Source organism: Caulobacter radicis (genome assembly GCF_003094615.1).
GTDB classification, from domain to species: domain Bacteria; phylum Pseudomonadota; class Alphaproteobacteria; order Caulobacterales; family Caulobacteraceae; genus Caulobacter; species Caulobacter radicis.
In genome coordinates, this window is record NZ_QDKO01000004.1 from 59,826 (window position 1) to 86,813 (window position 26,988).

Genomic DNA, 26,988 nt, shown 5'->3' on the forward strand with positions numbered 1-26,988 from the left:
GGAATGCATCTATTCCCGCGACCAAAAACATGCAATCTGAATGCATGATTTATCCGGCGCGCCGAACCCTTAAGGGGAGCCCATGAAGCTCACCCGCTACACCGACTACGCGGTGCGCACGGTCATCTACCTGGCCAATCACGACGGCCGCCTGGCCTCGATCGCCGAGATCGCCCGCGCCTACGACATCTCGCAGAACCACCTGATGAAGGTGGTGCAGCAACTGGCGGCCGCCGGTTTCGTCGAGACGGTGCGCGGTCGCGGCGGCGGCCTGCGCCTGGCCCGTCCCGCCGACCAGGTCAATGTCGGCGCCCTGGTGCGCGAGACCGAGGGCGGTTTCGACCTCGTCGACTGCTCGTCCTGCGTGGCCGCGCCGGGCTGCGGCCTGCCGCGCATGCTGGCCGAGGCGACGCGGGCCTTCCTGGCCGTGCTCGACGGCTACAGCGTCGCCGACATCTCGCGCCAGCCCGACGTGCTGCGCCACCTGTTCGCCCAGGCCGGCTGAGGCCTTCCCGCCACAGCGCGATAAAACACGGCGTTCGGCTTTGCATGCGGCGGCGGCCGGACCTATGTGCCGGCCCAGGCCGCCCTCTCCCATGACCGCGGCCACCTCTATTTTCGTTTGCCGAAGTCTGTCCCGTGCCGCCTTTCCTTCGTCGCGCCGCCGTTCTGGGCGCCCTCTTCCTGCTGTCGGCCTGCGCCAGCGTCGATCTTCCCGCCTCGCCCAAGGCCGCGTTCAGCCGCAGCGCTTCCGGCGTCCTGTCCCAGGGCGTGACCTACTGGAGCGAGACGCGCGAAAACCCGCTGCGACAGGTCTATCACGTGGTGCAGTTGGACCTGGCCGACCCCAAGGTCGAACTCTTCGTCTCGCCGCCCAATGACGGCGCGGGCCAGTACCACGCCCGCACGACCTCGGAATTCGTCACCGCCTCGGGCGCCCTGCTGGCCGTCAACGCCAGCTACTTCGTGCCGTTCAAGGCCGGCTCGCCGGGCGGCGACGACTTCGTCCCGCACGCGGGCCAGCACGTCGATCCCGTCGGCAAGGTGATCGTCGGCGGCCGCGAGGTGGCCCCGCCGGACGATCCCGAGGTCGACCCGCGGGTCAACGCCATCCTCTGCATCCACCCGTCGTTCGTCGAGATCCGCTCGGGCGCCACCTGCCGCTGGGACGTGGTCGACGCGGTGGCCGCCGGCCCCGTCCTGCTGGTCGACGGCGCCGAGCAGTCGTTCCAGAACGCCGGGCCCAAGTACGCCCGCGACCGCCATCCGCGCACCGCCTTCGGCGTGTCGGCCGACGGCCGCACCGGCTGGCTGGTGGTGGTCGACGGCCGCCAGTCCGTGCTCAGCGAGGGCGCGACCCTGACCGAGCTGACCGCCTTCTTCCGCGACCTGGGCGCGGCCGACGCCATCAATCTCGACGGCGGCGGCTCGACCACCCTAGCGGTCGACGACGGCTTTGGCCGCCCGCGCGTGCTGAACTCGCCGATCCATACCGGCGTGCCCGGCCGCGAGCGCCCGGTGGCCAACCAGATCGGCGTGCGGGTGCTTGGCGCGCCGTAGGTCGGATCGACATTCGATATCAGAGACGAAAACCTCGTCCTTCGACAGGCTCAGGATGAGGTTTTTCTACGATCCGGGCCTATCAATGGTCCTCATCCTGAGCTTGTCGAAGGACGAGGACCACGCTCGGACCTTGAACGCCGATCCGCCCTAGACCTGCGGCGACAGGAAGCTGGCCGCGACATTGCTGAGCGGACCGGGCCAGTCGCCGAACACGATCGAGCCGGAAAGCGGGTCGCTCGACATCGACGGGAAACACAGGTTGAGCCTGAACTTCAGCAGTTCGTCGCTGGTGCTGCTGATCATGATCGACAGCGGAAAGCCGATGGCCGGGGCGTTGTCGTAGATGAACATCACGCCGGTGAACGGCGAGATCACCGGCGCGGCCGGGTTTGGGAACGACAGTTCGCCCGTCACCGGCACCACTTCGCAGCGCGCCGTCGAGCCCGTCTCCAGCGCGGCCTCGCTACTGGCGAGGCTCTTTCCCTCCGGGGTCACCAGGGTCAGCTCGTACTCGAAGCCCACCTGGCCGTCGGCCACGATGTCGGGCTTGTAGACCGTCAGCTTCAGGGCGCCGGTTTGCTGCATGAGCGCATCCTCGATCAAGGGGCGGCGCGACGAAGCTCGCGCAACCTATGATCGCATCAACGCATGACACATTCTTTGGGAGAACGCCGATCCATCGGATCGCCGCGCCAATCGCCCGCCTGCGCACGGCGCGGGCGGGTGGTGGCGCTTGAAGACGCAGCGCGCGCTCGCCTCAGGCCGGGGTCGCCTCGACCGCCGCCCAGCGCGCGGCCAGTTCGCGGTTCTTGGGCAGGTCCTCGGGGAAGTCCATCTCGGCCCAGTCCAGGCCCTGGATCGAGCGCACGGCCACGGCGTCATGGGCGCGGGCGATCTGGTCGATGGCCGACAGGTACCAGCGACGCAGACCCTCGGGCGTGCGCAGCGAGCGCTCGACGATGTCGGTGAACAGCGCCGCGCCTTCCGGCTCGAAGCGCAGGAAGCCGATCGACTCGGCGTCATAGGTGGTGATGGTCTTACCGATCTCACGCAGGGCGTCGCCCTCGGTGCGCACCTTCATGTCGTCGGAGTCGTAGCCGCCGTCCTTGCGGTCGATGGTCACCGTGATCGGGGCCGACGGCGCCGACAGCAGGCGCTCGGCGATGGCCGGCTCGAACAGGGTGTCGCCGTTCAGCAGCAGGAACGAGCCCTGCATCTCGCCGCGCGCCATCCACACCGAGGCCAGGTTGTCGCTGACGCTGTAGAACGGGTTGAAGATCGTGCGCAGGGTCAGGCCCGGCAGGCGCAGCTTGGCCAGCTCGGCCTCGACCAGGTCGGCGTTGAAGCCGGTGACGACCACCACCTCGGTGACGCCGGCGCTGTGCAGGTGGCGGATCTGCCATTCCAGGACCGAGCGGCCCGACAGGTCCACCAGGCACTTGGGACGGGTGTCGGTCAGCGGCGACAGGCGCTTGCCCTGTCCGGCGCTGAGGATGATGGCTTTGACCGGCGACTGCATGGCGAAAACTCGGGCGCGCCGCGAAGAGGGCGGCGAAGACGGGGGTGAAAAGGGCGAGAGCACGACTCGAAACGAGCCATATCAGCGCAAATTGTGCGCGACCATAGCCGTGGCAAGGTCCGGCGTCCCGCAAAACGCCGCTTGCGACAATCCGCGCGCCCTCGGGGCTCGCGCGCCCTCCCCCGTCGTCAGGCCTCGACGGTCGCCTTGTAGGTCTTGGTGGCTGGATGCAGCCGCGCCTCGATCGCCTCGTCGAGGGCCGCCCGGAAGTCGACCATGCCGGCGTTGACCGGCTCGAACACGTCGTAGCTGACCGAGCAAGGATCGCCGCCGGGGAACGGAGGTTCGGGATTGTATTGGATCGACAGCTGCGCCTGCTGCGAGGCCAGCTGCGCCTTCTCTTCCGCGTCCGGACCGCCGGCCAGGTCGGTGACGATCGTCTGGACCATGAACAGCGACTCGTCGATCGACGACGAGATCCCCGCCCCGGTGATGCGGTTGCCGTCCTTGACCCAGCGCGGGCAGCCGTTGACCACCGTCACCTTGGGGAACAGCTTCAGGCACTCGATGAAGCCCCAGTGGGTGGTGGCCCGATAGCCGTCCAGCAGCCCGGCCGAGGCCAGCAGCAGCCCGCCGGTGCAGACCGAGACCACATAGCGCGCCTTGCCGGCTCGATCGCTCAGGAAGTCCAGCAGCGCCTGGTCGCCGATGGCGTCCTGCAGGCCGGCGCCGCCGCCCGGCACGAACAGCATGTCGATGTGCGGCGCGGCGTCATAGTCGTACTGCGCCACCACCTTGAGCACGCCCGAGGTCTGGATCGGGTCGGTGCTCGCCGCCACGGTCGCCACCTCGATCGTTCGGCCGATGACCTCGCCGTCGAAGAAGGCGAACACCTCGTGCGGCCCCGCGACGTCGAGGATGTCGACGCCCGGATAGAGCACGATGCCCACCGTGAACGGCGGCGGCGTCGGCGCGGTCATTGGGCCACCGCGATGAACGAGGCCGTCACCCCGGCCGGCTCGCCGTTGTGCGGCTTGGCCCGCACGATCGTGCCGACGATCGACGGCACTTGGTCCACGCCGTCCGGCCACATGTAGCCGGGCCAGCCGTAGTAGTCGTACTCCCAGCCGGCCGTGGGCGTGCCGTCACGGCCAAAACCCCGGATGACGATGGTGGTCGGCCCCTCGCATTCGGGATCGACCGTTCCCTTCAGGTCCAGCACGTAACCGCCGCCCATGTCGAGCGTACCCGCGACGGTGCGCGGCGTCGGGGTCTCGAAGGTGAACACCCCCTCGCCGAAGATCAGGCTGAGCGCCGTCTGGGCGTCGTCGCCCACCAGCTCGGGATTGTTCAGGTAGCTGCGATAGGTCCACTTGCCGGCCAGGCTCATCGGGATCCTCCCCGTCCAGGTTTCGCGTCAGATGTTCGGGCGCCGCCTCAGTTGGCGTTGATGACGATGTCCAGCACCTGCGGCGTGGCGGTCGTCGCGCCAGCGTCGGCGTGGTGGGCGTGCGGCGTCTCGGTCAGCAGCGGCTTGCCCGACAGGCGCACGAGCCGGATGTTCAGACCGGACGGCGCGGCGGCCTCCAGCGTGCCCCTGGCCTTGGCCAGCTTGGCCAGCGGCGGCGACAGCGGCACGGTGAAGGTCACCGGCCGGGTGACCAGGTGGCGGCCGAACATCGACAGCGTGGTCACGAAGCCCGGCGAACTGGGCGTCACCGGCTGGCCTTCGGGCGTGTTGAGCACCACCGCCAGGTCGCCGCCGTGCTCGAACGGCGGCAGGTCGACGGTAATCGTCGCCAGCAGGCTGGTTCCCTCGGGCTTGGCGGCCTGGGCCAGGACGGCGGACGGCACGGCGACGTCGCCGGCCCCGAGGCTCGTTCCGGTCGGCGTCTTCAGCTTGGCGGCGTAGCGGGTCGGCGCGGCGGCGGCCTTCAGCTTGGGCGCGCCCAGCTTGGGCACGACGTTCTCGCCCGAGCCGGGCTCGTAGTCGTAATCGAACTCGCCGATCGTCTGGTAGGCCTTGGCCTTCTGCTTCTCGGGCGGCAGCGGCGCGCCGCCGGCGTCGGTGAAGAACAGGAACGGCTCGGACTGCCAGCGCACCAGGTCGCCCTTGGGGTCGACGTAGCTGGGATTGTCGGCCGGCAGGGTCGGATAGCCGAAGCCCTGCTGCTTGCGGGTCCACACGTCCCAGATGCGGTCGATATTGGCGTGGTGCAGGAAGAACAGCGGGTCCACCGGCGACAGGTTCGACTGCATGAAGCCGTCGCCATAGGTCGTGTTGCCCTGGTCGTCGGTCCAGATGCCGCCGACGCAGTTGTGCACCTTGTTGTGCGGCTGGCCTTCCATCACGCCAAAGCCGGTGATGCTGCTGTGATAGTTCGACTTGGGGCTGGCGAAGCCGATGAAGTCGCGCGGCGACAGGGCGTCGTTCAGCATCCACGACGACACGGCGTTGTTGGTGATCGTGTCGAAGCCCGGGTTCTGGGGCGTCGAGCCTCGCGCGTTCGGCGGCGCGAAGAACATCGGCCCGCCCTTGGGTCCGATGTCGAACAGCAGGTCGGCCGGGAAGCGCAGGCCGCGGATCAGCAGCTGCTGGTTCTGGGCCTGGCTGAGACCGGCCCAGAACTTCTCCAGCACCGGCCCGAAGGCCTTGTTGAAGGCGTCCAGGCTCTGGATGTAGGCGCGGTTGTTGGGATTGAGCACGCCCTCGAACATCGCCGCCGGCACCCGGGGGCTGGCGGTCCAGTCCCAGTAGGGGAAGGCGAAGTCGGGGTCGCCGCTGAGCTGGCGCACCGTCTGCTCGAACCAGCCGACATAGCCGCGGTGCCAGACCACGAACCACCAGTTGCCGTGCGGGCAGTCGACCGTGTGGGTCAGCGCGTGGTTGTACCAGTTGTTCGGATGCTCGGGCGGCAGCTTGAGCATGATCTCGACGGCCTTGGCGTAGCTGGCCAGCGCCTTCTGGCCCTGCGGGCTGGCGACGTTCCAGCGCCGCCAGCGGGCCTTCTTCGGGGCGGCGGGCTGGGCCAGGGCCTGACCGGCGGCCATGGCGCCGACGACGGCCGCGCCGCCCGCCATCAGGTCACGGCGCGACGGAGCGGAGAACGGGCCAGAGAACGGGCCTGGGACGGTCGGATCCTGGGTCATGGCGAAGACTCTCTTTTTCGGATCATGGAGAAGCGCCGGCGCGAGCCCGGCGAAGCGCGGAAAGCCGAGCGGCGCGGCCCAGAAAGGCCGCGCCGGCAGGTCGTCAGTGGTGGCCGTGGGATACGCCGCCGGCGCCGTCGGGCAGCACGATCTGGACGTTCTGCATCATGCCCTGGTCCTCGTGGTCGAGGATGTGGCAGTGCAGGACGTACTCGCCGATGTAGCGCTGGTAGCGGGTCCGGACGATCAGGGTGTAGGGCAGGTAGGGACCGTTGTCGGTCTTCTGCACGCTCTTGACCCACAGGGTGTCCTTCCACGCGCCCTTCAGGCCCGGATACTGCGGGTCGGGCGGGCCGGGGCCGAAGTCGTCGACCGCGCCGGGGGCGCTGACGTCCTTGCCGGTCGGGTCCAGGATCTTGACGATCTGGAACGGGTTCACGTGGATGTGGAACGGGTGGCTGACGAACTCCGAGCGCAGCTCCCACTCCTGGGCCGTGCCCAGAACCAGGGTGCGGTCGACGCGGTCGGGGGCGTAGGGACGCGGCGCATAGTCCTGCGAACCAACCTCGAACTGCACCGGCATGTTGGTGTTCTGGCCCGGAATGGCGATGTTGAAGAGCACCTTCTCGGTCTCCGAGCCCTTGATCTCGGCCTCGGTGATGGTCGGGTGCGGCACGAAGCGGGTCAGCTTCAGGCCGTTGCGCAGGTCGGAAACGACGCTGGCGCGCACGTCAGGCGGCATCTGCACGTTGGCGGCGGCCACCAGTTCGCTGGTGACGAAGGCCGGGATGTCCCTGACCTCCTGGCCGGGCGCGACGCTGACCTTGCCAAGCAGGCGCGTACCGACCGCGATGCTGTTGACCGTGGCGCTGGGCGCGGTGTCGGCGTCGAGCATGCAGTAGTTGCCCGCCTTGGGGAAAACCACCAGCAGGTCGTTGCGATAGCCCGGCTGCAGGGTGACCACCGTGGCCTTGCGGGCCTGGGCGTCGGTCAGGCCATCGTCGGCGACCACGTAGAACGGAACCGGCTCGCCGATGCAGTAGGTCTTCTGGAAGGCCGGGCCGTCGGCCGCCGCCAGGCGCTCCATCGCCGCCGGACCGCCCTCGGCCATCTTCACGAACTGCAGCGAGATGGTGTCGCGCACGCCGGCGTGGATCATCCGCCAGCGGGCCAGCTCGCCCTGCTTGGCCGGCAGGGTGGCCAGAACCTGGCCGTTGATGCTGGTGTAGCGGCCCGACTGCCCCCAGCTGCCCGGCCCGAAGCCGTTGCCGTTGGCGTCGCTGTAGAACTCGATCACCCCGGTGTCGCCGGGATCGCAGACCCACTCGACCACATTGCCCTTGGCGTCGGTCTTGACCTTGATGTTCCCGTCCTTGCCCAGGCACGCGTACTGGATCTGCTGGAACACCAGCAGCTTTTCCGGGATCGGGGCCCCGTTCTTGTAGAGCAGGGTGTCGAGGTCGCCGTTCGTGGCCAGGGTCGGCTTGCGGTCGCCCTTGATGACCAGGGCCCCGGCCATGCCGCTGGAGACCTGCAGCGCCGTCGAGCCGTGGCGGTGGGTGTGGTACCAGAAGGTGCCGGCCGGATGGTCGCGGGGGATGTTGTATTCGTACTCGAACTTCACCCCGGGATTGATCGACAGCAGCACGTTGTCGCTGTTGCCGGTCGGGCTGACCCACAGGCCGTGGCTGTGCAGGTTGGTGCCGTTGTAGCAGTGCGGCACGTTGATCAGCCAGTTGGGGTCGGTGCAGCTGGGGTCGGCCGGCAGCCTGTTGTCCAGCGCGACGCGCACCGTCTCGCCCGGCCGCGTCGAGATCGTCGGCGCCACATAGGGCGTGGTCGGCGAGACGTCGGTGCCGTTGTAGCTGCGCAGGTGGACCTTGTCGTAGCGACCGTTGGCGGGATTGTAGAGCCGCCCGTCGGTGTAGACGATGTTCAGGGCCAGGCGCTTGTCGGCGGTGATCGCCGCCGTCGACGGCGGGATGACATAGCTCTTGTCGCCCGAGGCCGTGCCGGTGATGGCCAGCAGGCTGGTCGTCGCCTTCTGGGCCGTCTCCTCGAGCGGCGCGCCCAGGACGCGGGGATTGTCGACAATCCGGTCCTGCGCCGCGGCGGTCCCCGCCTGCACGGCGATCGCGGCCAGGGCCGCCCCCACCGCCAACATCACGCGCCTATCACGCGCGCGCCAACCAGCACCGCTCATCGCAGCCTCCCCGAACGACGTTCCCCGAGGCTACATACTACCTAAGCGATACTACAGGTGAAGGCTAAATTTTTGTGATCTTTCGCACACGCAGCAGGGCTCAACGCCAGGCGTAGTTGAAGCTGATGCTGATCCGCTGCTCCTCGGCCTGGTTGGGCGTCACCTCGTGGCGAAGCCAGCTCTCCCACATCAGGATCGTGCCCGGCTCGGGCCGCACGTAGACGAACGGTTGCAGGCTCTCGGGCGCGTCTTCCTGGCGGGTCGGCGCGGCCATCATCATCGGCAGGCGCGGGTCCTCGAACTTCAGCGCCGAGGCGCCCTCCGGGATGGTGACGTAGACCGTGCCGGAGATCACGCTGTGGGGATGGATGTGGCCGGTGTGCTGGCCGCCCGGATCCAGGATGTTGATCCAGAAGCTGTCCATCACCAGCTTGCCGCCGGCCAGGTCGAAGCGCAGCGCCTTGGCGAAGGCCGCCGCGTGCTTGTCGAGCTTCTTTTTCAGGTCTGCGAACAGGCTGTCGCGCTGGGCCAGGTCGTCCAGCGAGGCGTAGGAGGTGTACCCCAGATAGCCCTTGCGCTCGGCCCAGGCCTGGCCGGCCTCGTCGTCCTCGGCCACGGCGATGCAGGCGTCGTGCAGGTCGTCGATGAAGGTCTCGAAGTCCTTCTCGCCGGACAGGGCGGCTTCATAGAGCGGGGTGACGAAGAGCGAGCGCGTGGTCATGGGGCGCCTCATAGCGCCCGAGCGCGTTGACGACAAACCGCGAATAGAACATCATGGGAACATGACTGACGGCGCCCTCATCATAAGGATCGACGCGGCGCGCGCCGAGCGCCTACGGCCGTTCGCCGAGGCAGCCGGTCTGAGCGTTGAAGAGTATGCTCTCGACGTTCTGCGGCGCGCCGTCGAACAGCCGGGCCTCGAAGAAGCTGATAGCCCGTGGAACGGATCACCGGCTCGCGTAGTGCAGGACAACGGCTTCGGCGAGGACGCGGAAGCCTATGCCGACGAACTGGATCGGATCGCTGAGGAAGCACTGAGAACCGGCGGCATTCCTTTCGAGGTCTTACAAGCCCGCCTTCGCAACCTCGGACAGCCCCGCTGATCCATGTATCGGGTCATCGTCACACCGGCGGCCATAGCCGATGTCGATTACCTTGAAGACTGGCTGCTCAAACGCGGCGCCGATTACGGCCTCGCGCTAGGCGGCAAGCTCGCGGATGCTTCAGCCACCCTCGTCGAGTATTCCGAGCGCACCTCGCTGAGCAAAGATGGTCGTTACCGTGAACTCCACGTGACCTTCCACTCGAACCAGTACGTCATCCAATATCAAGTCCACGGCGACGCCGTGGTGATCCTGCGCATCCGACACAGCCTCGAACGTCGCTGATTCCGCCGGACTCGCCTATATCTGCCTCGTGACCGACACCACCGCCGACATCCCCTCCCCCGCCGAACCGCCGAAATTGTCCGGCGCCGCCCTGATCAAGGACGAGGTCACGCGCCTGCCCGACGGACCGGGCGTCTACCGGATGATCGGCGACGCCGGCGAGGTGCTCTACGTCGGCAAGGCCAAGAGCCTCAAGAAGCGCGTCGTGCAGTACGCGCAGGGCCGCTTCCACACCAACCGCATCGCCCACATGGTCGACGCCACGCGGGCGATGGAGTTCGTCACCACCCGCACCGAAGCCGACGCCCTGCTGCTCGAGATCAACCTGATCAAGCAGCTGAAGCCGCGCTTCAACGTGCTGCTGCGCGACGACAAGAGCTTTCCCGAGATCCTCATCCGCCGCGACCACGACGCCGCCCAGCTGCGCAAGCATCGCGGCGCGCACGCGATCAAGGGCGACTATTTCGGACCGTTCGCCAGCGCCTGGGCGGTGAACCGCACGCTCAACACCCTGCAGAAGGCGTTTCTGCTCCGCTCGTGCAGCGACAGCGTCTACGAGACGCGCGACCGCCCCTGCATGCTGCACCAGATCAAGCGCTGCGCCGCGCCCTGCACCGGCCTGATCAGCCTTGAGGACTACGCTGGCCTGGTCGACCAGGCCGAGGCTTTCCTGAGGGGGAAGTCCCGCGCGGTCATGGGCCAGATGGCCAAGGAGATGGAGGCCGCGGCCGAGGACCTGGAGTTCGAGCGCGCCGCCCGCCTGCGCGACCGCATCCGCGCCCTGGCCGCCGTCGCCCAGGAAAGCCAGATCAACCCCGACACCGTCGAGGAGGCCGACGTCGTCGCCCTGCACGTCGAGGGCGGCCAGGCCTGCGTGCAGGTGTTCTTCTTCCGCGCCGGCCAGAACTGGGGCAACCACGCCTACTTCCCCCGTATCACCGGCGCCGCCGAGGACGAGGAGGAAGGCGTCACCGAGGAGCAGCGGATCATCACCGCGTTCCTGGGCCAATTCTACGACGACAAGCCGATCCCCCGCCTGATCCTGGCCAACGTCCAGCCGGCCGACGCCGACCTCTTGAGCGAGGCCTTCGCCCTGAAGAGCGGCCGCAAGGTCGAGATCGCCGTGCCCAAGCGCGGCGAGAAGGCCGACCTGGTCGGCCATGCCCTGACCAACGCCCGCGAAGCCCTGGGCCGCCGCATGGCCGAGGGCAGCGCCCAGACCAAGCTGCTGGCCGGCGTCGCCGAGGCCTTCAAGCTGGACGCCCCGCCCGAGCGGATCGAGGTCTACGACAACAGCCACATCCAGGGCACCAACGCCGTGGGCGGCATGATCGTGGCGGGCCCCGAAGGCTTCATGAAGGGCCAGTACCGCAAGTTCAACATCAAGAGCACCGAGCTCACGCCCGGCGACGACTACGGCATGATGAAGGAGGTGCTGAAGCGCCGCTTCTCCCGCCTGGTCAAGGAAGAGGAAGAAGGCGACGACGCCAACCGCCCCGACCTCGTCCTGGTCGATGGCGGCAAGGGCCAGCTGGACGCGGCGCTGGAGATCATGGCCGACCTGGGCGTCGACGACATCACCGTCATCGGCGTCGCCAAGGGTCCTGATCGCGACGCCGGGCTGGAGCGCTTCTTCATCCCCGGCCAGACGCCGTTCATGCTCGAGCCCAAGTCGCCGGTCCTCTACTACCTGCAACGCCTGCGCGACGAGGCCCACCGCTTCGCCATCGGCGCCCACCGCACCCGTCGCAGCATGGACCTGAAGAAGAACCCGCTCGACGAGATCGAGGGCGTGGGCCCCGGCCGCAAGAAGGCCCTGCTGCACGCCTTCGGCTCGGCCAAGGGCGTCGGGCGGGCCAGCGTCGAGGACCTGATCAAGGTCGACGGCGTCAGCCAGGCCCTGGCCGAGCGCATCCACGCCTTCTTCCGCAAGGGCTGATCCCCCTACCCAAAACGGGCCGGCGCGATTGACAACGCCGGTCGCCGAACGGAACCTCAGGCCGCTCTGGAAAAGCATTCAACCTGCCACGTGGCGCGACCAACGCGCCGCGCCGGAGCCGTTTGGGGGAAACATCGCCATGACCATTCTGCCGTTCCTGCGGGGCCGCGGCTTCGCGCGCCCGCTCGCCCAGGCCTGCCCTGGCGCCGACACCCACACCGACGCGCCCCAGCCGATCCCGCGCGAATTGTCGGTGATCCGCCTGCCGGCCGACCACTACCTGCACCGCGACGCCCCCACCGAGTGGTGGTGGCACATCGGCACGCTGAAGGCCGGCGACAGGGTGTTCGGCTTCGAGATCAACGCCGCCTCGTTCCAGGGCCGGGGCTTCGGCTTTTCGCAGATCATGCTGACCGACGTCGCCGCCAAGAAGCATTACCAGCGCACCACCACCTTCACCCCGCCGGCCGGCTATGACCCGGCCACCTGGGCCGAGCACGACGTCAACCGCGACTGGCGCGTGCGGCTGGGCGACCCGAACAGCCGGCTGACCGCGATCAAGGTGACCAATCCGGGCTCGGGCTACGACCCCCTCGCCACCACCGTCACCGTGACCGGCGGCGGCGGTTCGCAGGCCATAGCCTGGCCGCTGGTCGACCCGACCACCGGCGCCATCCTGTCGATCCAGCTGACCAACCCGGGGCGCGGCTACACCTCGCCGCCGCACATCGTCATCACCGGCAAGGGCTCGGGCGCCACCGCCGAGGCGGTGCACACCTTCATCACCATGGACGCGGCCTGGGGCGACCCCACCCAGAACATGGCCGTGGTCTCCAAGCTGACCGACGACGCCACCGACACCGAGGTCGTCTTCGACCTGACCCTGTCGCAGAAGGGCGCGCCGTTCGTGGTCTGGGGCACCGGCGTCACCCAGATCCTGCCGCCGGCCAGCGGCTCGCACCTGCAGACCGGCAACTACTACTACTCGCTGACCAACGTCGCCGCCTCGGGCACGATCACCATCGACGGCGAGATCTTCGAGGTCACGGGCAAGACCTGGATGGACCACGAGTACGGCTTCTTCGGCACCGCCCAGAACCCGGTCAAGTGGATCCTGCAGAACGCCCAGCTCGACAACGGCTGGTCGCTGTCGAACCACTACGTCCTAGCCGGCGGCAACAAGCGGCCAAATCCCGGCGAACCGGTCCCCTGCGAGGTCACCTTGCAGGACCCCGAAGGCCAGATGTACGTCGTGCCCGGCGTCATGACCGCCGAGCGCCCCTGGACCAGCCCGGCCTCCGGCGTGGTCTACTATCTCGACTACCAGCTCGACATCGCCGGCTTCGACGCGGTGCTGAACTTCAAGGCCCTGCTGGCCGACCAGGAGTTCCCGTTGCCCACCGGTTCGATCTACGAGGGCATCGCCTCGGCCGAGGGCAGCTTCCAGGGCAAGCCCGCGTCGGGCACGGGTTGGATCGAACAGGCGCTCTGAGGCCGGCGGGCATGGCGCGGGACGCGCGCAAAGGTTAAGCTTGGACATGTCCTCGCCCGCCTTCGCCGCGTCCCCCTTCCCGCCCGTCGCCTGGACCGACCACGGCAACCACGACTGGACCGGGCGCGGCCCAGGCGGCGAGGACCTGAGCTTCGCCGGCGCCCGGTCGGGCCTGTTCGACGGCCGACGCAACAGCGGGCGCGGCAGCAACGTGATGTCCCTGACCGTGCAGGGCCTGCGCCCGGCCCAGCTGACCGCCGAGAGCGCCTATGACCGCCTGGCCAAGGACATCGGCTACGCCGTCGAGCCGCAGACCGGCGACACCGAGTTCGACAGCCGCATCTATCTGACAACCGCCGACCAGCACCTGATCGCCGCGCTGCGCGAGCGGCCCGACCTGCGCCGCGCGGTGCTCGAGCTGTTCGACGCCGGCGCCGCCCAGGTCGATATCGCCTTCAGCCGCGTCACCATGACCATGGCCGGCGCCCTGCGACCCGACCGCGACGACGGCCAGCACGACATGGCGACCGCCGGCGAGGCGCTCTGCGCCTTCGCCAAGCTCTGGCCCGGCCCGGGCGACGGCCCCGCGCCGGCGCCGTCCTGGTTCGACCGGCGGATCTTGGGCCTGGCCTGGGCCCTGCTGGCGGGCGGCGCGATCTTCGCGGCCCATCACGACAGCGAGCAGCTGTGGGCCCGCCAGATCGAGACCTACGCCCAGCTCGACTGGCTGGGCATGGCGGCCTGGCTGGCGGTCGCCGTGGGGCCCTACGTCCTGCTCGGCGCCCGGCGGGCCTCGTCGCACCGCACGCTGCTGGTCGTCGGCCTGGTCGCCCTGTGCCTGCTGCCGTTCAGCAAGGAGCTGCTGCAATTGCGCGCCAACAAGTGGCTGACCCGCGCAGAGACCGTCGTCCCGGCCCAGCTGACCGACCTGCGCCAGGACACCGACGGCCTGCATCGCGACGGCTACGAGGCCGTGATCGTGGTCGATGACCGGCCGACCGAATGGGAGCTGTCGCCCCAGGAGGGCCGGCTGGCGGCAGAGGGGCGCCTGTGCGTCGCCGGGGTCGTGGCCACCGGCCTGCGCGACCTGCGCTACGTCAGGACCGTGCGCACCTGGGCCTGCCGCCCGGGCCAGGGCGGCAAACCCTAGAAGTCGTTGCTCCAGCGCTGCACCGAGGCCAGCGGCAGCCAGGCTTCGAACACCAGGCCGTCGGGGTGGAAGTCGAAGCGCGAGCGGCCCTTCAGCTCGCGCTGGGTCAGATTCTCGATCAGCCGCGCGCCAAAGCCGAACCGCTCGGGCTCGCTGACCGCCGGGCCGCCGCTCTCGCTCCAGGTCAGGCGCAGCTGCCGCGCGTCCTGGTCGAGGCTCCAGCGCAGGCTCACCCGCCCTTCGGCCGCCGACAGCGCGCCGTACTTGGCGCTGTTGGTGGCCAGTTCGTGCAGCACCATCGACAGCGACACCGCCACGTGCGGGCTCAGCGCCACCTTCGGCCCCGAAGCGTCGATGCCCTCGCCGTGCGCCTTGACGCAGATCGCCGCCACGTCGGTCAGGTCGGCCTCGTTCCAGCCGGTGCGGGTCAGGAGGTCGTGGGCCGCCGAGAAGGCCACCAGCCGCTCGGTGAAGATCCGCACCTGGTCGGCGTCGAGCTTGGCGAAGGTCTGGCGGGCCAGCGACTGCACGGTGGCCAGGTTGTTCTTCACCCGATGGTTAAGCTCGTTGATCATCACCGCCTGGCGCGCCTCGCGGGCCTCCAGTTCGTGCGAGGCGGCGACCAGGGCCTCGCGCACCACGGCGATCTCGGCCAGCCCGCCGCGCTTGTTCGGATCCAGCGGCCGCCCCTCCCCGATCGCCCCGGCGTCCTCGACCAGGCCCACGACCTCGCGGTTGATGCGGTTGGCCAGGAACAGCGCCATGCCCACGCCCAGCAGCAGCAGCAACGGGAAGATCGCCGCCGTGCCCCAGGCCGCCGCCACCCCCACCTTGGCGACGTCGGCGCGGGGGATGGCCACCACCAGCGTCCAGCCCGTGCGCGGCGAGCGGCTGTAGGCCACGCGGGTCTTCACGTTGTCGAGCGACACGCTCTTGCTGATCCCCTCGTTCGAGCGGGCCAGGTTGCGGGTCATGTCCGGCGAGGCGCTGGCCCCGGTGAAGCGCTCGTTGCGCACCGAGCGGGCGATCACCTTGCGCTGGTTGTCGAGGATGGTGGCGACCCAGCTCTCGGGCGCGCGCTGCTGGCGGAATACCGAGGTGAAGCTGGCCGCCTCGACCACGTAAGACACCACATAGGCCTGCCCCTTGATGTCGACCGGAGCGCCGACGGTGATCACGTGGCGCTGGGCCAGGGCGCCCATGCGCAGGTCCGACACCTGGGTGCGGCCGGCCGCGCGGGCGGCGACCATGTAGGCCGGCGGCGGGGTCTTGGGCAGGGCCGCGCCCCACGGAACCAGGGTGTTGACCACCTGCTGGCCGTCGGCCGCGGTCACGGCCACCCAGCCGGGCCGGTTGCCGGTGGCCCGCTTGGCCCGGACGTAGAAGTTCTTCCAGTCGCCGTTCAGCAGCGCCTGGTCGGTGGCCAGGGTCTCGGCCACCGCCACGCCCTCGGCCACCTGCCGGTCGACCGCGCCCGACAGCGCCCGCGCGGTGGCCAGCAGCTGCTCTTCCAGCTGGTCGCGGTTCTGGCGGTTGGAGCGTTCGAGCAGCAGCGCCGTGGCGGCCAGGGCCGGCACCAGCAGGCTGACGGTCAGCAGCACCAGCAGGCCGCGGACCGAGCTGCGCAGGCCCCGGTGCGACGCGGCCGGGGTCTCGGAAGGGTTGGACGCCATGGGCGGAATTACGCGGCGGCGGCCGGGAGGTTGCGGACAGCCCCTTGGATCGCGCCGTTCGTCAGCCCCGCCATGCCTTGCTCCCCCTGCCCGGATGACGCGACCTTACGCGATGTGTCGACGCTGTCACCCGGTAAGAAACCGACGTTATTCGCCAGCCTCACGCCTCGGTGCGCGTCTTCAGCAGCACCAGGGCCACGAAGCTGATCGCGGCGGCGACCGCCAGATAGATCCCGACCGGAACCAGCCCGCCCTGCGCCGCCAGGAAGGTGGCGGCCATCGGCGTCAGGCCGCCGCCGATGATGCCGCCGATGTTGAAGGCCATCGAGGCGCCGGTGTAGCGCACCCGGGCCGGAAACAGCTCGGGCAGCCACGAACCCAGCGGGCCGTAGACGAAGCCCATGGCGAACAGGGCCAGCGACAGGAAGGCGCAGATCAGGGCCAGCGAGCCCGCGCCCATCATCACCGGCAGCAGCACGCCCGCGCCCACGGTCATGGCGCAGCCGGCCATCAGCACCCGACGCGGCGTCGTGGCGTCCGACCAGTACCCCGAGGCGACGATGCCGCCGGCCATGAACAGGATGGCGAACAGCTGCACGCCCAGGAACAGCTGGCGGTCGTAGCCCAGGGTCTTGGCCCCGTAGCCCAGCGCGAAGGCCGTGCTCAGGTAGAACAGCGCAAAGCAGCAGACCACCGCGAAGGTGCCGCCCAGCGTCTCCCTCCAGTGCAGGCGCAGCAGCTCGGCCAGCGGCACGGCGGGCGGCGGCTCGTGGGCCAGGGCCGCGGCGAAGGCCGGGGTCTCGGTCAGCTTCAGCCGCACCCACAGGCCAAGGCCCACCAGCACGGCGCTGGCCAGGAACGGCAGGCGCCAGCCCCAGGCCATGAACTGTTCGGGGCTCAGCAGCAGGCCCAGGATCAGGAAAAGGCCGTTGGCGGCGATGAAGCCCACCGGCGCGCCCAGTTGCGGGAACATGCCAAAGCGCGCCTTCCAGCCGGGAGGGGCGTTCTCGACGGCCAGCAGCGCCGCCCCGCCCCACTCGCCGCCCAGGCCGAAGCCCTGGCCGAACCGCAGCACGCACAGCAGCGCCGGCGCCAGCCAGCCGGCCATCTGGTAGGTCGGCAGGAAGGCGATCAGCAGGGTCGAGCCGCCCATCAGCATCAGCGACGCCACCAGAGTCGACTTGCGGCCGATGCGGTCGCCGAAGTGGCCGAAGGCGATCGCGCCCACCGGCCGGGCGAAGAACGCCACCGCCAGGCTGGCGTAGGACGCCAGGAGCTGCATCGAGGCCGAGTGCGAGGGGAAGAACAGCGGCCCGAACACCAGCGAGGCGGCGGTGGCGTAGATGTAGAAGTCGTAGAACTCCACCGCCGTGCCCACCAGGCTGGCCATCAGCACGCGGCGGGAAGAATTGCTGGTCGGTGCGGCGCTGGCGGTCATGGCGTCCTCGGAAACTTGACCACGGCTTGGCTCCGCCCGTCCGCCACGTCAACCATCCGAGAGAAGAAAATCACCCGAGCCAAACAGGAAATTCGCGCGAACCAATGCGTTTTCTTCGCGCGAACCTCGTTTCAAGGAAGAGGATTGCCCCGCCGCGCGAACAGCGGGGCCGTATCCTCAGCGGGCCGAGAACCCGCCGTCCACAAGGTGGTAGCTGCCGGTGATGAACGAGGCGCGGTCCGACAGCAGGAAGCAGGTCAGGGCCGAAACCTCCTCGGGACGGCCCAGGCGCCCGGCCGGATGCAGGCCGATCAGGCCGGCGCGGGCCTCGTCGGTCATCTCCGAATGGATCAGCGGCGTCTCGATGAAGCCGGGGCCGACGGCGTTGATGCGCACGCCCTGCGGGGCGTACTCGATGGCCGCGGTCTTGGTCATGCCGACCACCGCATGCTTGGACGCGACATAGGCGCCCGAACCGGCCCAGCCGTGCGTGCCAAGGATCGAGGCCATGTTGACGATCGAGCCGCCGCCGGCCGCCAGCATGGCCGGGATCTCGTACTTCATCGAATAGAGCACGCTGTTCATGTCGACATCGACCACGCGCTTCCACTGGTCGAGCGGATAGTCGGCCGTGGGCATGTTGGGACCGCCGATGCCGGCGTTGTTCACCGCCAGGTGCAGGGCGCCGTAGGTGTCGACCGCGAACTTGACCATGGCTTCCACCTGGGCCGGATCGGCGACGTCCACCTTGAACGCGCTCGCCGAGCCGACCTCCTTCGCCAGCGCCTCGGCTGCGTCGAGGTTGAAGTCGGCGATCACCACCCTGGCGCCGCCGGCCGCCAGTTCGCGCACCACCGCCTCGCCGATGCCCGAGGCGCCGCCGGTGACCAGGGCGACCTTGTTCGCGAATTCCGTGCTCATGAGGCTCTACTCCACTTGGTGTTACACTATACGCCCCGTGTCCTATCTGGGACCGCCCGGTCCCCAGCGCCACCACCGCCACCGCCCATTTTTCCCCGCGACGCCTTACGTGCGCGTCGCCCTTGCAGGCCCCGCGGCTGACCTCTACCCAACCTTGATGTGCACCGCTTTGACGCCGACCAAGGTCGGCTCGCTGGCCGCGGATCTGGCCGCCCTTCTCGACCACGACGGCTATCTCCTGCTGCGCGGCGTCGTGCCCGAGGCCTGGCGCGATCTTCTGCACGCGGCCTTCGAGGCAGGCGTCGTCGGCGACGAGCAGTGGGCCGCGCCCAAGGCGCCCGGCTGGCGCCACGCCCTCGTCGACCTGAATCCGACCGTCCGCGAGACCTGCCGCCTGCCGACCCTGCTTTCAGTGGCGGGACACATGCTCGAAGGCCCCTTCTTCCTCGCCCAGGTCGAGGGCCGCGAACCCCTGCCGGACGGCGGCCACCAGCCCCTGCATCGAGACGGCGCGGGCCTGCGCGCCGTCTCGGCCATGGTCTTTCTCGACGACTACGGTCCGGCCAACGGCGCAACCCGCGTGGTTCCCCGTCCGCTCGACCAGGGCGATCCTGACGAGACCCTGTCCCAGACCCTGGCGGGCCAGGCCGGCGACATCCTGGTGTTCGACGCCGACCTGCTGCACGGCGCCACCCGCAACGTGTCCGGCGCCCGGCGGCGCTCGCTGCTGCTGAACTTCCTGCCCGAACGCGACCGGGCGGCCGAAGACGCCTACCGCGCGGTCCGCGACGTGCGCATGGACAACGGCGAGGTGTTCACCCCCTAAGGAAACAGGCTTGGCCGCAACCGCGCATGCGCCATAGCCCTGTGGCGCGCTCATGCGTTAGAACGGCGCCATGAAAGCCCTGCCCAACATCCTGACCTCCGCCCGCCTGGTCATCGCTCTCTTCATGTTCGTGGCCCTGGCGGCCGCCGCCGGCGGCGTGCCGTGGCTCAGCGAGCGCCTGACGGGCGACCAGCAGTTCTCGCTGCAACGCTGGGCGTTCTGGGCCTTCGCCATCGCCGCGATCACCGACTTCTTCGACGGCTGGCTGGCCCGCAAGCTTGACGCCGTCAGCATCTGGGGCGCGATCCTCGATCCCATCGGCGACAAGATCCTGGTCTGCGGCGCCCTGCTGGGCCTGATGGCGCTGGGCCCCAATCCGCTGGTCATCCTGCCCGCCGGCCTGATCCTGTTCCGCGAATTCGCCGTCAGCGCCCTGCGCGAGGTCGGCGCCGGCAAGGGGATCAAGCTGCCCGTCACCCTGCTGGCCAAGTGGAAGACCACCCTGCAGTTGGTGGCCATCGGCGGCGAGCTGATCGTCGTCTCCTGGGGCGCTTTCAACCTGCCGCAGGACCCGGCGATCATCGAGCCGGTTTCCTGGGCCGTCCACGGCCTGCTCGGCGTCGCCGCCGTCGTCACCCTGATCACCGGCGCCCAATACTGGGAAGCCGCCCGCAAGGCGCTGACCTGACCACCGCCCCAAATCCGACACACGCATAGGGCGATCATCGCATTCCCAACACCTGCGACGGGGGCGGTGCGATGCGTGGCGTGCTGTGGTCGTGCGTTGTGTTCCTGCTGGCGCTCGCGCCCATGACGGCGCTGGCCGAGGGGCGGCTTGTGGATTTCGAGGTCGCCTCCAGGCGCTTCGACGGCGCCAAGGTCGGGATCTCGCCGATCCGCAAGGTCGTCGCCTACCTGCCCGAGGGCTACGAGGCGGGGTCGCGGCGCTATCCGGTCGTCTACTTCCTGCCCAACCTGTTCGACGGCCATCGCGCCCTCTTCGACCGCGACGGCGCCAAGGCCGTGCTCGACCGGGCGATCGCCGACGGGACGGTCCCGCCGCTGATCCTGGTCAGCGCCGACTTCTCCACCCCGGCCGGCAGTTCATTCTATGCGAGTTCGCCGGTGACCGGCGACTGGACGGGCTTCCTCTCGAAAGACCTCGTGGCCGCCGTCGACGGCCGCTTCCGCACCCTGCCCGCCGCCGACTCGCGCGGCCTGCTGGGCGACCGCATGGGCGGCTATGGCGCGATCCGCACGGCCATGGTGGCGCCGGGGGTGTTCGGCTCGGTCTACGCCTTGCATCCGGTCGGCACGGGCGTCGGGCTCCAGACCATGAACTCACGCCCGAACTTCGAGCGGCTGGCCGCGTCCAGATCGCTCGACGATCTGGGCGACGACGGCTTCTCGCGGGTGTTCCTGGGGATGTACCAGGCCTTCCTGCCCAATCCGGACAAGGCCCCGCTCTATGCCGACCTGCCCGCCAGCGGCCGGGGCGAGAGCCTGGCCACCGATCCGGTCCTGACGGCCAAACTGCAGAACGCCTTCCTGCTCGACAGGCTGCTGCCGGCCCACGCCGCCGACCTGAAAAGCCTGCGCGGCCTGATGTTCGACTGGGGCCGCTTCGACGGCAACGCCGACCATGTGGTCGCCAACCGCGCCTTCGCGGGCCTCCTGGAAGAGTTCGGCGTGCCCAACGAGGCCGAGGAGTATCGCGGCTGGTGGGGCGAACGCCACTGGACCCAGGCCGGCCGCGTCGAGGCCCGCGCCCTGCCGTTCTTCGGGCGCACGCTGGCGTTCGAGCCAGGGTGAGCCTTCAGGAACCTGCCTATGGGGGCGAGGCGGCCAAGGGCCGGTGGGGGGCATTTTCAGCTGCCCGCGCGTCCGGAAGTCATCACTTACTTCCCCCACCGATCGCTACGCGATCACCTCCCCCACAGGGGAGGTTCCTTGTGGAGGCAAAGACGCCGCGCCCTATTCGCCCGCGATGATCTCTTCGCCGTCGTCCTCTTCGGACGGGCCGTACATCAGCCACTCGCTGTCGGGCCGGTCTTCGCCGCCGGCTCGCTCGGCCTGCATCATCAGAGCCAGCCAGCGGGTCCCCGTCATCCGCAACACCATGATCGCCTCCAGGACTCAAGGTCGTTATTGAGAGTGACTCGCAATATCGAACCAATCAAGGCGATTTCGACGCTTAAGGCTCCCCTCTTAGAAGCGCGCGGTGGCCGCGCGACGCGCCAGCAGCACCCGCTCCCGACGGCGCGAGGCTTCGCGCTCCAGGTGCGGCGCAACCTCGGCCGCGCGCCGGCGTTCCTCCGGCGTCCCGCTGACGTCGAGGCGGCGCACGTTGCTCAGCAGTTGCGCCAGCTCCGAGTCCTTCAGGCTCGGAATGCGATCGATCAGCGTCATGGTCTCGCTCCATCCAAATTCAGCGACGTCGATAACCACAACGCTCAAAGAGCTTCGAAGGTGACGCTTCGCCGCCAAAAAATAAAATATCGATGTTCCGCTTGCTATTCACGCCTCGACCTTCTAGAAGACGATCATCGAATTCGCTGCCGCTCGATCTGCTATTCCATGCTTCTTTGATGAAGAAGCCTCGGGCCAGCCCTCCGACCTCCAACGAAATTGATCGCTTTCCGGCACGTTGCCGCGAGGCGCCTTGCACTACGATCTAAAGGACTACCCCAATGGCTATCGGCACCGTGAAATGGTTCAACGGCACCAAGGGCTTCGGCTTCATCCAGCCTGAAGACGGCGGCAACGACGTCTTCGTTCACATCTCGGCCGTCGAACGCGCCGGCATGACCTCGCTGAACGAAGGCCAGAAGGTCAGCTACGAGCTCGAGCAAGACCGCCGCAGCGGCAAGGTCTCGGCCGGCCAGCTGCAGTCGGCCTAAAAGCCGCGCTGCATAAGCGACCCGCGAACGGGCCGGCCCAGCGCCGGCCCGTTTTGCGTTTGGGCGTTCGGTTTTGAACGAACGCGCCATTGAGTGGACGCGGGGCGCCGCCACGCCTAGGTTCGCGCCGTTCGAACACCTCCGGCCCCTCATGCGTCCGATCCGCCTCGCCCTCGCCGCCCTCGCCCTGATGACCCTGGCCGCCTGCGGCTCGGTGTCGCGCGACGCCTTCAAGGCCAGCGACATGGCCGGCCCGCCGCCGTCGGGCCTGTCGGACATCCGCTTCAACGCCAGCGACAGCGCCGCGGGCATCCGCTTCGCCGACGCCGCCCGCAACCGCGCCCGCCACCAGCAGACCTTCGACGTCCTGGCCCTCTCCGGCGGCGGCTCCAACGGCGCCTATGGCGCGGGCGTCATCACCGGCTGGACCAAGACCGGCGAGCGGCCCGAGTTCGACATCGTCACCGGCGTCTCGACCGGCGCCCTGACCGCCCCCTTCGCCTTTCTCGGCCCCACCTGGGACGAGCGCCTGGCCGAGGTCTACACCGGAGAGGCCGTCGACCGGATCCTGCAACCGCGCGGCCTGGGCGTCCTCTTCCATCCCAGCTTCTACGACAGCCGGGCGCTGAGCGGCCTCGTCGACAAGTACGCCGACGCCAACATGATGCAGGCCATCGCCGCCGAGCACGCCCGCGGCCGGCGCCTGCTGATCGCCACCACCAACCTCGACACCGAGGAGACGGTGATCTGGGACATGGGCGCCATCGCCTCCAAGGGCGACGAGGCCTCGCGCGAGCTGTTCCGCGACGTGCTGGTGGCCTCGGCCAGCATTCCCGGCGTCTTCCCGCCCGCCCTGATCCAGGTCGAGGGCCACGGCCGCCGGCTGTCGGAGATGCACGTCGACGGCGGGGTGACCATCCCGTTCTTCGTCGCGCCGGAGTCTCTGCTGCTGTGGACCGCCGACCGCGGCACGGCCAAGCCCGGCCGGATCTTCGTCGTCGTCAACGGCCAGGTCGGCGGCGTCTTCGGCTTCACCAAGGGCGGCGCCCTGTCGATCGTCGGCCGCTCGTGGCAGACCATGAGCAAGGCCCTGATCCGCACCCACCTGGCCGCCAGCGCCGGCTTCGCCCAGCGCAACGGCGGGCAGCTGTTCTACAGCGCCATCCCCGACGCCGCCGAGGCCGACACCTCGGGCCTGGATTTCGCCGCCGACAACCGAAAGGCCCTGTTCCGCATGGGCTACGACCGCGCTGTCGCCGGCTGGGCCTGGAGCCTCGCCGCCGCCCCCGCCGAGCCTCCGCCAAGTCCCGGGGTCGTCCCCGCGCCGCCGGCCAAGAGCGGACGCTAAGCCACACCGCTAACAGCGCTTTTCCAGACTCCCCGACTCTGGGGTTGCGCCCGCCTGACTCCGTCTCTAAAGGGGCGGCTTAACCTGCAAGATGGTCGACAGCGGGCGCGCGGATGTGCGCGACCGTGTCTTTGCGCGAGTTAGCCATGCCCAAACGTACCGACCTCTCCTCGATCCTGATCATCGGCGCTGGGCCCATCGTCATCGGTCAGGCCTGCGAGTTCGACTATTCGGGCGTCCAGGCCTGCAAGGCGCTGCGCGCCGAGGGCTACCGCATCATCCTGGTCAACTCGAACCCGGCCACGATCATGACCGATCCGGACGTGGCCGACGCAACCTACATCGAGCCGATCACCCCCGACATGGTCGCCAAGATCATCGAGAAGGAGCGCCCCGACGCCCTCCTCCCGACCATGGGCGGCCAGACGGCCCTGAACACCGCCCTCGCCCTCGAGGAAGCCGGCGTCCTGAAGAAGTTCGGCGTCGAGATGATCGGCGCCAAGGCCGAGGTCATCGACAAGGCCGAGGACCGCCAGAAGTTCCGCGACGCCATGGACAAGCTGGGCCTCGAGAGCCCGCGCTCCAAGGCCGCCCACACCATGGACGAAGCCATGGAAGGCCTGGATTTCGTCGGCCTGCCGGCGATCATCCGCCCGTCTTTCACCCTGGCCGGCACCGGCGGCGGCATCGCCTACAACCTCGAAGAGTTCAAGGAGATCGTCGAGCGCGGTCTCGACCTGTCGCCGACCACCGAGGTGCTGATCGAAGAGAGCGTCCTGGGCTGGAAGGAATACGAGATGGAAGTGGTCCGCGACACCGCGGACAACTGCATCATCGTCTGCTCGATCGAGAACATCGACCCGATGGGCGTCCACACCGGCGACAGCATCACCGTCGCCCCGGCCCTGACCCTGACGGACAAGGAATACCAGTGGATGCGCGCGGCCTCGATCGCCGTGCTGCGCGAGATCGGCGTCGAGACCGGCGGTTCGAACGTCCAGTTCGCCCTGAACCCGGCCGACGGCCGCATGGTCGTCATCGAGATGAACCCGCGCGTGTCGCGCTCGTCGGCCCTGGCGTCCAAGGCCACCGGCTTCCCGATCGCCAAGGTCGCCGCGCGCCTGGCCGTCGGCTACACGCTCGACGAACTGCAGAACGACATCACCGGCGGCGCCACCCCGGCCTCGTTCGAGCCGTCGATCGACTACGTCGTCACCAAGATCCCGCGCTTCGCCTTCGAGAAGTATCCGGGCAGCGAGCCCCTGCTGACCACGGCCATGAAGTCGGTCGGCGAAGTGATGGCCATCGGCCGCACCTTCAAGGAAAGCGTCCAGAAGGCCCTGCGCGGCCTGGAGACCGGTCTCGCCGGCTTCGACGAGGTGGAAATCCACGGCGCCGATGACCCGGACACCGGCAAGGCCGCGGTCGTCCGCGCTCTGGGCGTGCCGACCCCGGACCGCCTGCGCGTCATCGCCCAGGCCTTCCGCCACGGCCTGACCGTGGAAGAGGTCAACGCCGCGTGCTCGTATGAACCCTGGTTCCTGCGCCAGATCGCCGAGATCGTCCGCCAGGAAGGCCTGGTCCGCGCCGGCGGCCTGCCCAAGACCGCCCAGGGCTTCCGCGAGCTGAAGGCCCAGGGCTTCTCCGACGCCCGCCTGGCCAAGCTGACCGCCTCGACCGAGAAGGCCGTCCGCGCCGCTCGCCAGGCCCTGAACGTGCGCCCGGTGTTCAAGCGCATCGACAGCTGCGCCGGCGAGTTCCTGGCCACCACGCCCTACATGTATTCGACCTACGAGTTCGGCGCCCTGGGCCAGGTTCCCGAGTGCGAGAGCGAGCCGTCCGACCGCAAGAAGGCCGTCATCCTCGGCGGCGGTCCCAACCGGATCGGCCAGGGCATCGAGTTCGACTACTGCTGCTGCCATGCCGCCTTCGCGCTCGACCAGATCGGCGTGGAGTCGATCATGGTCAACTGCAACCCCGAGACCGTCTCGACCGACTACGACACCTCCGACCGCCTGTATTTCGAGCCGCTGACGGCCGAGGACGTGCTGGAGCTGCTGCATGTCGAGATGAGCAAGGGCGAGCTGGCCGGCGTCATCGTCCAGTTCGGCGGCCAGACCCCGCTGAAGCTGGCCCACGCCCTGGAAGAGGCCGGCGTGCCGATCCTGGGCACCAGCCCGGACGCCATCGACCTGGCCGAGGACCGCGAGCGCTTCCAGCAGCTGCTGAACGGCCTGGACATCGCCCAGCCGGAAAACGCCATCGCCCGCAGCTGGGACGAAGCCCGCGCCGAAGGCGACAAGATCGGCTTCCCGTTCGTGATGCGTCCGTCCTACGTGCTGGGCGGCCGTGGCATGGAGATCATCCGTGATCACGAAGCCATGGAGCGCTACATCGCCGGCGCCGGCGAGATCTCGCTCGAGCACCCGATCCTGCTCGACCACTATCTGAGCCGCGCCACGGAAGTGGACGTCGACGCCCTGTGCGACGGCGAAAGCGTGTTCGTGGCCGGCGTGCTGGAGCACATCGAGGAAGCCGGCGTCCACTCGGGCGACAGCGCCTGTTCGATGCCGCCCTTCTCGCTGAAGGCCGAGACCATCGAGGAGCTGAAGCGCCAGACCGTGCAGATGGCCCTGGCCCTCAACGTGCGCGGCCTGATGAACGTGCAGTTCGCCATCGAGGAGCCGCACTCCGACGCTCCGCGCATCTATGTGCTGGAAGTCAACCCGCGCGCCTCGCGCACCGTGCCGTTCGTCGCCAAGACCATTGGTCAGCCCGTGGCCGCCATCGCCGCCAAGCTGATGGCCGGCGCCAAGCTTGCCGAGTTCGGCCTGAAGGACGAGCCCTACGACCACATCGCGGTCAAGGAAGCGGTCTTCCCGTTCGCCCGCTTCGCCGGCGTCGACACGGTGCTCGGCCCGGAAATGCGCTCGACCGGCGAGGTCATGGGCCTGGACTGGATCCGTGAAGGCGAGACGAGCCTGGGCCCGGCCTTCGCCCGCGCCTTCGCCAAGAGCCAGCTGGGCGGCGGCGTGAAGCTGCCGACCTCGGGCACGGCGTTCGTGTCGGTCAAGGAAAGCGACCGCCCGTGGATCGTCGAGCCGGTGAAGCTGCTGCAAGCGGCCGGCTTCAAGGTGATCTCCACCGTCGGCACGCGCGGCTACCTCGCCGAGCAGGGCGTCGAGGTCGAACTGGTCAAGAAGGTGCTGGAAGGCCGTCCCAACATCGTCGACGTGATGAAGAACGGCGGCGTGCAACTGGTCTTCAACACCACCGAAGGCAAGCAGGCCCTGGAGGACAGCTTCGACATCCGCCGCACGGCGCTGATGATGAAGGTGCCCTACTACACCACCAGCGCCGGCGCGCTGGCCGCCGCCCAAGCCATCGCCGGCGCCCCTGCCGAGTCCCTCGACGTGCGCCCGCTGCAAAGCTACGCGTAAGGTCAAGGCCCCGTCCTTAAGACGCAAGAAGCCGCCCG

The 26,988-nt window shown here is 68.9% G+C and carries 25 protein-coding genes; 13 read left to right on the top strand and 12 right to left on the bottom strand.

Annotation, left to right across the window (positions count from 1 at the left end):
• The first annotated feature begins 82 nt into the window (after nt 1-82).
• A complete protein-coding gene (locus DDF62_RS00910) occupies nt 83-505 on the top strand; it encodes an RrF2 family transcriptional regulator (RefSeq protein WP_116487361.1) in 423 nt (140 codons plus the stop codon).
• A 134-nt stretch (nt 506-639) separates the two neighbouring features.
• A complete protein-coding gene (locus DDF62_RS00915; RefSeq protein ID WP_116487362.1) occupies nt 640-1,560 on the top strand; it encodes a phosphodiester glycosidase family protein in 921 nt (306 codons plus the stop codon).
• 150 nt (nt 1,561-1,710) lie between these two features.
• Here the strand turns inward: DDF62_RS00915 and DDF62_RS00920 are convergent, their stop codons facing one another.
• From DDF62_RS00920 to DDF62_RS00950, 7 genes are all read right to left on the bottom strand, one after another.
• Nucleotides 1,711-2,148 (bottom strand): hypothetical protein, encoded by a 438-nt coding sequence (locus tag DDF62_RS00920; protein ID WP_116487363.1) that lies wholly within the window; start codon nt 2,146-2,148, stop codon nt 1,711-1,713.
• Nucleotides 2,149-2,320: 172 nt separating this feature from the next.
• The gene (locus DDF62_RS00925) at nt 2,321-3,082 is read right to left on the bottom strand and encodes a phosphocholine cytidylyltransferase family protein (RefSeq protein WP_116487364.1); all 762 of its coding nucleotides are present in this window, start codon (nt 3,080-3,082) and stop codon (nt 2,321-2,323) included.
• Nucleotides 3,083-3,270: 188 nt separating this feature from the next.
• Nucleotides 3,271-4,062 (bottom strand): DJ-1/PfpI family protein, encoded by a 792-nt coding sequence (locus DDF62_RS00930; protein ID WP_116487365.1) that lies wholly within the window; start codon nt 4,060-4,062, stop codon nt 3,271-3,273.
• On the bottom strand, nt 4,059-4,472 hold the full coding sequence (locus tag DDF62_RS00935; protein WP_116487366.1) for a hypothetical protein: 414 nt from the start codon (nt 4,470-4,472) through the stop codon (nt 4,059-4,061). The genes DDF62_RS00930 and DDF62_RS00935 overlap by 4 nt, the downstream gene beginning before the upstream one ends.
• 47 nt (nt 4,473-4,519) lie before the next feature.
• Complete coding sequence (locus DDF62_RS00940; RefSeq protein ID WP_116487367.1) at nt 4,520-6,232, bottom strand: tyrosinase family protein; 1,713 nt, start codon at nt 6,230-6,232, stop codon at nt 4,520-4,522.
• Between the two features lie 103 nt (nt 6,233-6,335).
• The gene (locus DDF62_RS00945) at nt 6,336-8,435 is read right to left on the bottom strand and encodes a multicopper oxidase family protein (RefSeq protein ID WP_116487368.1); all 2,100 of its coding nucleotides are present in this window, start codon (nt 8,433-8,435) and stop codon (nt 6,336-6,338) included.
• Nucleotides 8,436-8,535: 100 nt separating this feature from the next.
• Nucleotides 8,536-9,156, bottom strand: coding sequence for a TIGR02466 family protein (locus tag DDF62_RS00950; protein ID WP_116487369.1), 621 nt, complete (start codon nt 9,154-9,156; stop codon nt 8,536-8,538).
• 61 nt (nt 9,157-9,217) lie between these two features.
• Between DDF62_RS00950 and DDF62_RS00955 the strand changes: the two genes are divergently transcribed.
• The 5 genes from DDF62_RS00955 (at nt 9,218) to DDF62_RS00975 (ending at nt 14,404) form a co-directional block, all read left to right on the top strand.
• The gene (locus DDF62_RS00955; protein ID WP_133244861.1) at nt 9,218-9,538 is read left to right on the top strand and encodes a hypothetical protein; all 321 of its coding nucleotides are present in this window, start codon (nt 9,218-9,220) and stop codon (nt 9,536-9,538) included.
• A 3-nt stretch (nt 9,539-9,541) separates the two neighbouring features.
• The gene (locus DDF62_RS00960; RefSeq protein ID WP_116487371.1) at nt 9,542-9,823 is read left to right on the top strand and encodes a type II toxin-antitoxin system RelE/ParE family toxin; all 282 of its coding nucleotides are present in this window, start codon (nt 9,542-9,544) and stop codon (nt 9,821-9,823) included.
• Between the two features lie 19 nt (nt 9,824-9,842).
• Nucleotides 9,843-11,762 (top strand): excinuclease ABC subunit UvrC, encoded by a 1,920-nt coding sequence (gene uvrC, locus DDF62_RS00965; protein ID WP_425266994.1) that lies wholly within the window; start codon nt 9,843-9,845, stop codon nt 11,760-11,762.
• A 139-nt stretch (nt 11,763-11,901) separates the two neighbouring features.
• Nucleotides 11,902-13,254, top strand: a complete 1,353-nt coding sequence (locus DDF62_RS00970) for a lipocalin-like domain-containing protein (protein ID WP_116487373.1) — start codon at nt 11,902-11,904, stop codon at nt 13,252-13,254.
• 46 nt (nt 13,255-13,300) lie between these two features.
• Nucleotides 13,301-14,404 carry a hypothetical protein gene (locus DDF62_RS00975; RefSeq protein WP_116487374.1) on the top strand — a complete coding sequence of 368 codons (1,104 nt, stop codon included), beginning with the start codon at nt 13,301-13,303 and terminating at the stop codon, nt 14,402-14,404.
• Here DDF62_RS00975 and DDF62_RS00980 read toward each other — a convergent pair.
• From DDF62_RS00980 to DDF62_RS00990, 3 genes are all read right to left on the bottom strand, one after another.
• On the bottom strand, nt 14,401-16,077 hold the full coding sequence (locus DDF62_RS00980; RefSeq protein WP_116487375.1) for a sensor histidine kinase: 1,677 nt from the start codon (nt 16,075-16,077) through the stop codon (nt 14,401-14,403). The genes DDF62_RS00975 and DDF62_RS00980 overlap by 4 nt on opposite strands.
• 160 nt (nt 16,078-16,237) lie before the next feature.
• Nucleotides 16,238-17,515 carry an MFS transporter gene (locus DDF62_RS00985; protein WP_116487376.1) on the bottom strand — a complete coding sequence of 426 codons (1,278 nt, stop codon included), beginning with the start codon at nt 17,513-17,515 and terminating at the stop codon, nt 16,238-16,240.
• Nucleotides 17,516-17,692: 177 nt separating this feature from the next.
• Nucleotides 17,693-18,436: an SDR family NAD(P)-dependent oxidoreductase gene (locus DDF62_RS00990; protein ID WP_116487377.1), complete on the bottom strand. Its 744-nt coding sequence runs from the start codon at nt 18,434-18,436 to the stop codon at nt 17,693-17,695.
• 157 nt (nt 18,437-18,593) lie between these two features.
• Here DDF62_RS00990 and DDF62_RS00995 point away from each other — a divergent pair, with 157 nt between their 5' ends.
• From DDF62_RS00995 to DDF62_RS01005, 3 genes are all read left to right on the top strand, one after another.
• Nucleotides 18,594-19,262: a phytanoyl-CoA dioxygenase family protein gene (locus DDF62_RS00995; RefSeq protein WP_116487378.1), complete on the top strand. Its 669-nt coding sequence runs from the start codon at nt 18,594-18,596 to the stop codon at nt 19,260-19,262.
• A gap of 70 nt (nt 19,263-19,332) precedes the next feature.
• Nucleotides 19,333-19,950 (top strand): CDP-diacylglycerol--glycerol-3-phosphate 3-phosphatidyltransferase, encoded by a 618-nt coding sequence (pgsA, locus tag DDF62_RS01000; protein ID WP_116487379.1) that lies wholly within the window; start codon nt 19,333-19,335, stop codon nt 19,948-19,950.
• A gap of 71 nt (nt 19,951-20,021) precedes the next feature.
• Complete coding sequence (locus DDF62_RS01005) at nt 20,022-21,074, top strand: alpha/beta hydrolase-fold protein (protein ID WP_116487380.1); 1,053 nt, start codon at nt 20,022-20,024, stop codon at nt 21,072-21,074.
• A gap of 162 nt (nt 21,075-21,236) precedes the next feature.
• Here the strand turns inward: DDF62_RS01005 and DDF62_RS25455 are convergent, their stop codons facing one another.
• Both DDF62_RS25455 and DDF62_RS01010 read right to left on the bottom strand, forming a co-directional pair.
• A complete protein-coding gene (locus DDF62_RS25455) occupies nt 21,237-21,383 on the bottom strand; it encodes a hypothetical protein (protein WP_165832140.1) in 147 nt (48 codons plus the stop codon).
• 87 nt (nt 21,384-21,470) lie between these two features.
• Nucleotides 21,471-21,671 (bottom strand): hypothetical protein, encoded by a 201-nt coding sequence (locus DDF62_RS01010; protein ID WP_208866798.1) that lies wholly within the window; start codon nt 21,669-21,671, stop codon nt 21,471-21,473.
• A gap of 281 nt (nt 21,672-21,952) precedes the next feature.
• Between DDF62_RS01010 and DDF62_RS01015 the strand changes: the two genes are divergently transcribed.
• From DDF62_RS01015 to carB, 3 genes are all read left to right on the top strand, one after another.
• Complete coding sequence (locus tag DDF62_RS01015; protein WP_058346787.1) at nt 21,953-22,162, top strand: cold-shock protein; 210 nt, start codon at nt 21,953-21,955, stop codon at nt 22,160-22,162.
• 151 nt (nt 22,163-22,313) lie between these two features.
• Complete coding sequence (locus tag DDF62_RS01020; protein WP_116487381.1) at nt 22,314-23,510, top strand: patatin-like phospholipase family protein; 1,197 nt, start codon at nt 22,314-22,316, stop codon at nt 23,508-23,510.
• Nucleotides 23,511-23,656: 146 nt separating this feature from the next.
• On the top strand, nt 23,657-26,950 hold the full coding sequence (carB, locus tag DDF62_RS01025; RefSeq protein ID WP_116487382.1) for a carbamoyl-phosphate synthase large subunit: 3,294 nt from the start codon (nt 23,657-23,659) through the stop codon (nt 26,948-26,950).
• Nucleotides 26,951-26,988: the final 38 nt, after the last annotated feature.

Excerpts from the sequence above, each read along its gene's own strand:
- DDF62_RS00910 (WP_116487361.1), top strand. The coding sequence starts at position 83 with ATGAAGCTCACCCGCTACACCGACTACGCGGTGCGCACGGTCATCTAC.
- DDF62_RS00920 (WP_116487363.1), bottom strand. The coding sequence starts at position 2,148 with ATGCAGCAAACCGGCGCCCTGAAGCTGACGGTCTACAAGCCCGACATC.
- DDF62_RS00925 (WP_116487364.1), bottom strand. The coding sequence starts at position 3,082 with ATGCAGTCGCCGGTCAAAGCCATCATCCTCAGCGCCGGACAGGGCAAG.
- DDF62_RS00930 (WP_116487365.1), bottom strand. The coding sequence starts at position 4,062 with ATGACCGCGCCGACGCCGCCGCCGTTCACGGTGGGCATCGTGCTCTAT.
- DDF62_RS00935 (WP_116487366.1), bottom strand. The coding sequence starts at position 4,472 with ATGAGCCTGGCCGGCAAGTGGACCTATCGCAGCTACCTGAACAATCCC.
- DDF62_RS00940 (WP_116487367.1), bottom strand. The coding sequence starts at position 6,232 with ATGACCCAGGATCCGACCGTCCCAGGCCCGTTCTCTGGCCCGTTCTCC.
- DDF62_RS00945 (WP_116487368.1), bottom strand. The coding sequence starts at position 8,435 with ATGAGCGGTGCTGGTTGGCGCGCGCGTGATAGGCGCGTGATGTTGGCG.
- DDF62_RS00950 (WP_116487369.1), bottom strand. The coding sequence starts at position 9,156 with ATGACCACGCGCTCGCTCTTCGTCACCCCGCTCTATGAAGCCGCCCTG.
- DDF62_RS00955 (WP_133244861.1), top strand. The coding sequence starts at position 9,218 with ATGACTGACGGCGCCCTCATCATAAGGATCGACGCGGCGCGCGCCGAG.
- DDF62_RS00960 (WP_116487371.1), top strand. The coding sequence starts at position 9,542 with ATGTATCGGGTCATCGTCACACCGGCGGCCATAGCCGATGTCGATTAC.
- DDF62_RS00970 (WP_116487373.1), top strand. The coding sequence starts at position 11,902 with ATGACCATTCTGCCGTTCCTGCGGGGCCGCGGCTTCGCGCGCCCGCTC.
- DDF62_RS00975 (WP_116487374.1), top strand. The coding sequence starts at position 13,301 with ATGTCCTCGCCCGCCTTCGCCGCGTCCCCCTTCCCGCCCGTCGCCTGG.
- DDF62_RS00980 (WP_116487375.1), bottom strand. The coding sequence starts at position 16,077 with ATGGCGTCCAACCCTTCCGAGACCCCGGCCGCGTCGCACCGGGGCCTG.
- DDF62_RS00985 (WP_116487376.1), bottom strand. The coding sequence starts at position 17,515 with ATGACCGCCAGCGCCGCACCGACCAGCAATTCTTCCCGCCGCGTGCTG.
- DDF62_RS00990 (WP_116487377.1), bottom strand. The coding sequence starts at position 18,436 with ATGAGCACGGAATTCGCGAACAAGGTCGCCCTGGTCACCGGCGGCGCC.
- DDF62_RS00995 (WP_116487378.1), top strand. The coding sequence starts at position 18,594 with ATGTGCACCGCTTTGACGCCGACCAAGGTCGGCTCGCTGGCCGCGGAT.
- pgsA (WP_116487379.1), top strand. The coding sequence starts at position 19,333 with ATGAAAGCCCTGCCCAACATCCTGACCTCCGCCCGCCTGGTCATCGCT.
- DDF62_RS01005 (WP_116487380.1), top strand. The coding sequence starts at position 20,022 with ATGCGTGGCGTGCTGTGGTCGTGCGTTGTGTTCCTGCTGGCGCTCGCG.
- DDF62_RS25455 (WP_165832140.1), bottom strand. The coding sequence starts at position 21,383 with ATGGTGTTGCGGATGACGGGGACCCGCTGGCTGGCTCTGATGATGCAG.
- DDF62_RS01010 (WP_208866798.1), bottom strand. The coding sequence starts at position 21,671 with ATGACGCTGATCGATCGCATTCCGAGCCTGAAGGACTCGGAGCTGGCG.
- DDF62_RS01015 (WP_058346787.1), top strand. The coding sequence starts at position 21,953 with ATGGCTATCGGCACCGTGAAATGGTTCAACGGCACCAAGGGCTTCGGC.
- DDF62_RS01020 (WP_116487381.1), top strand. The coding sequence starts at position 22,314 with ATGCGTCCGATCCGCCTCGCCCTCGCCGCCCTCGCCCTGATGACCCTG.
- carB (WP_116487382.1), top strand. The coding sequence starts at position 23,657 with ATGCCCAAACGTACCGACCTCTCCTCGATCCTGATCATCGGCGCTGGG.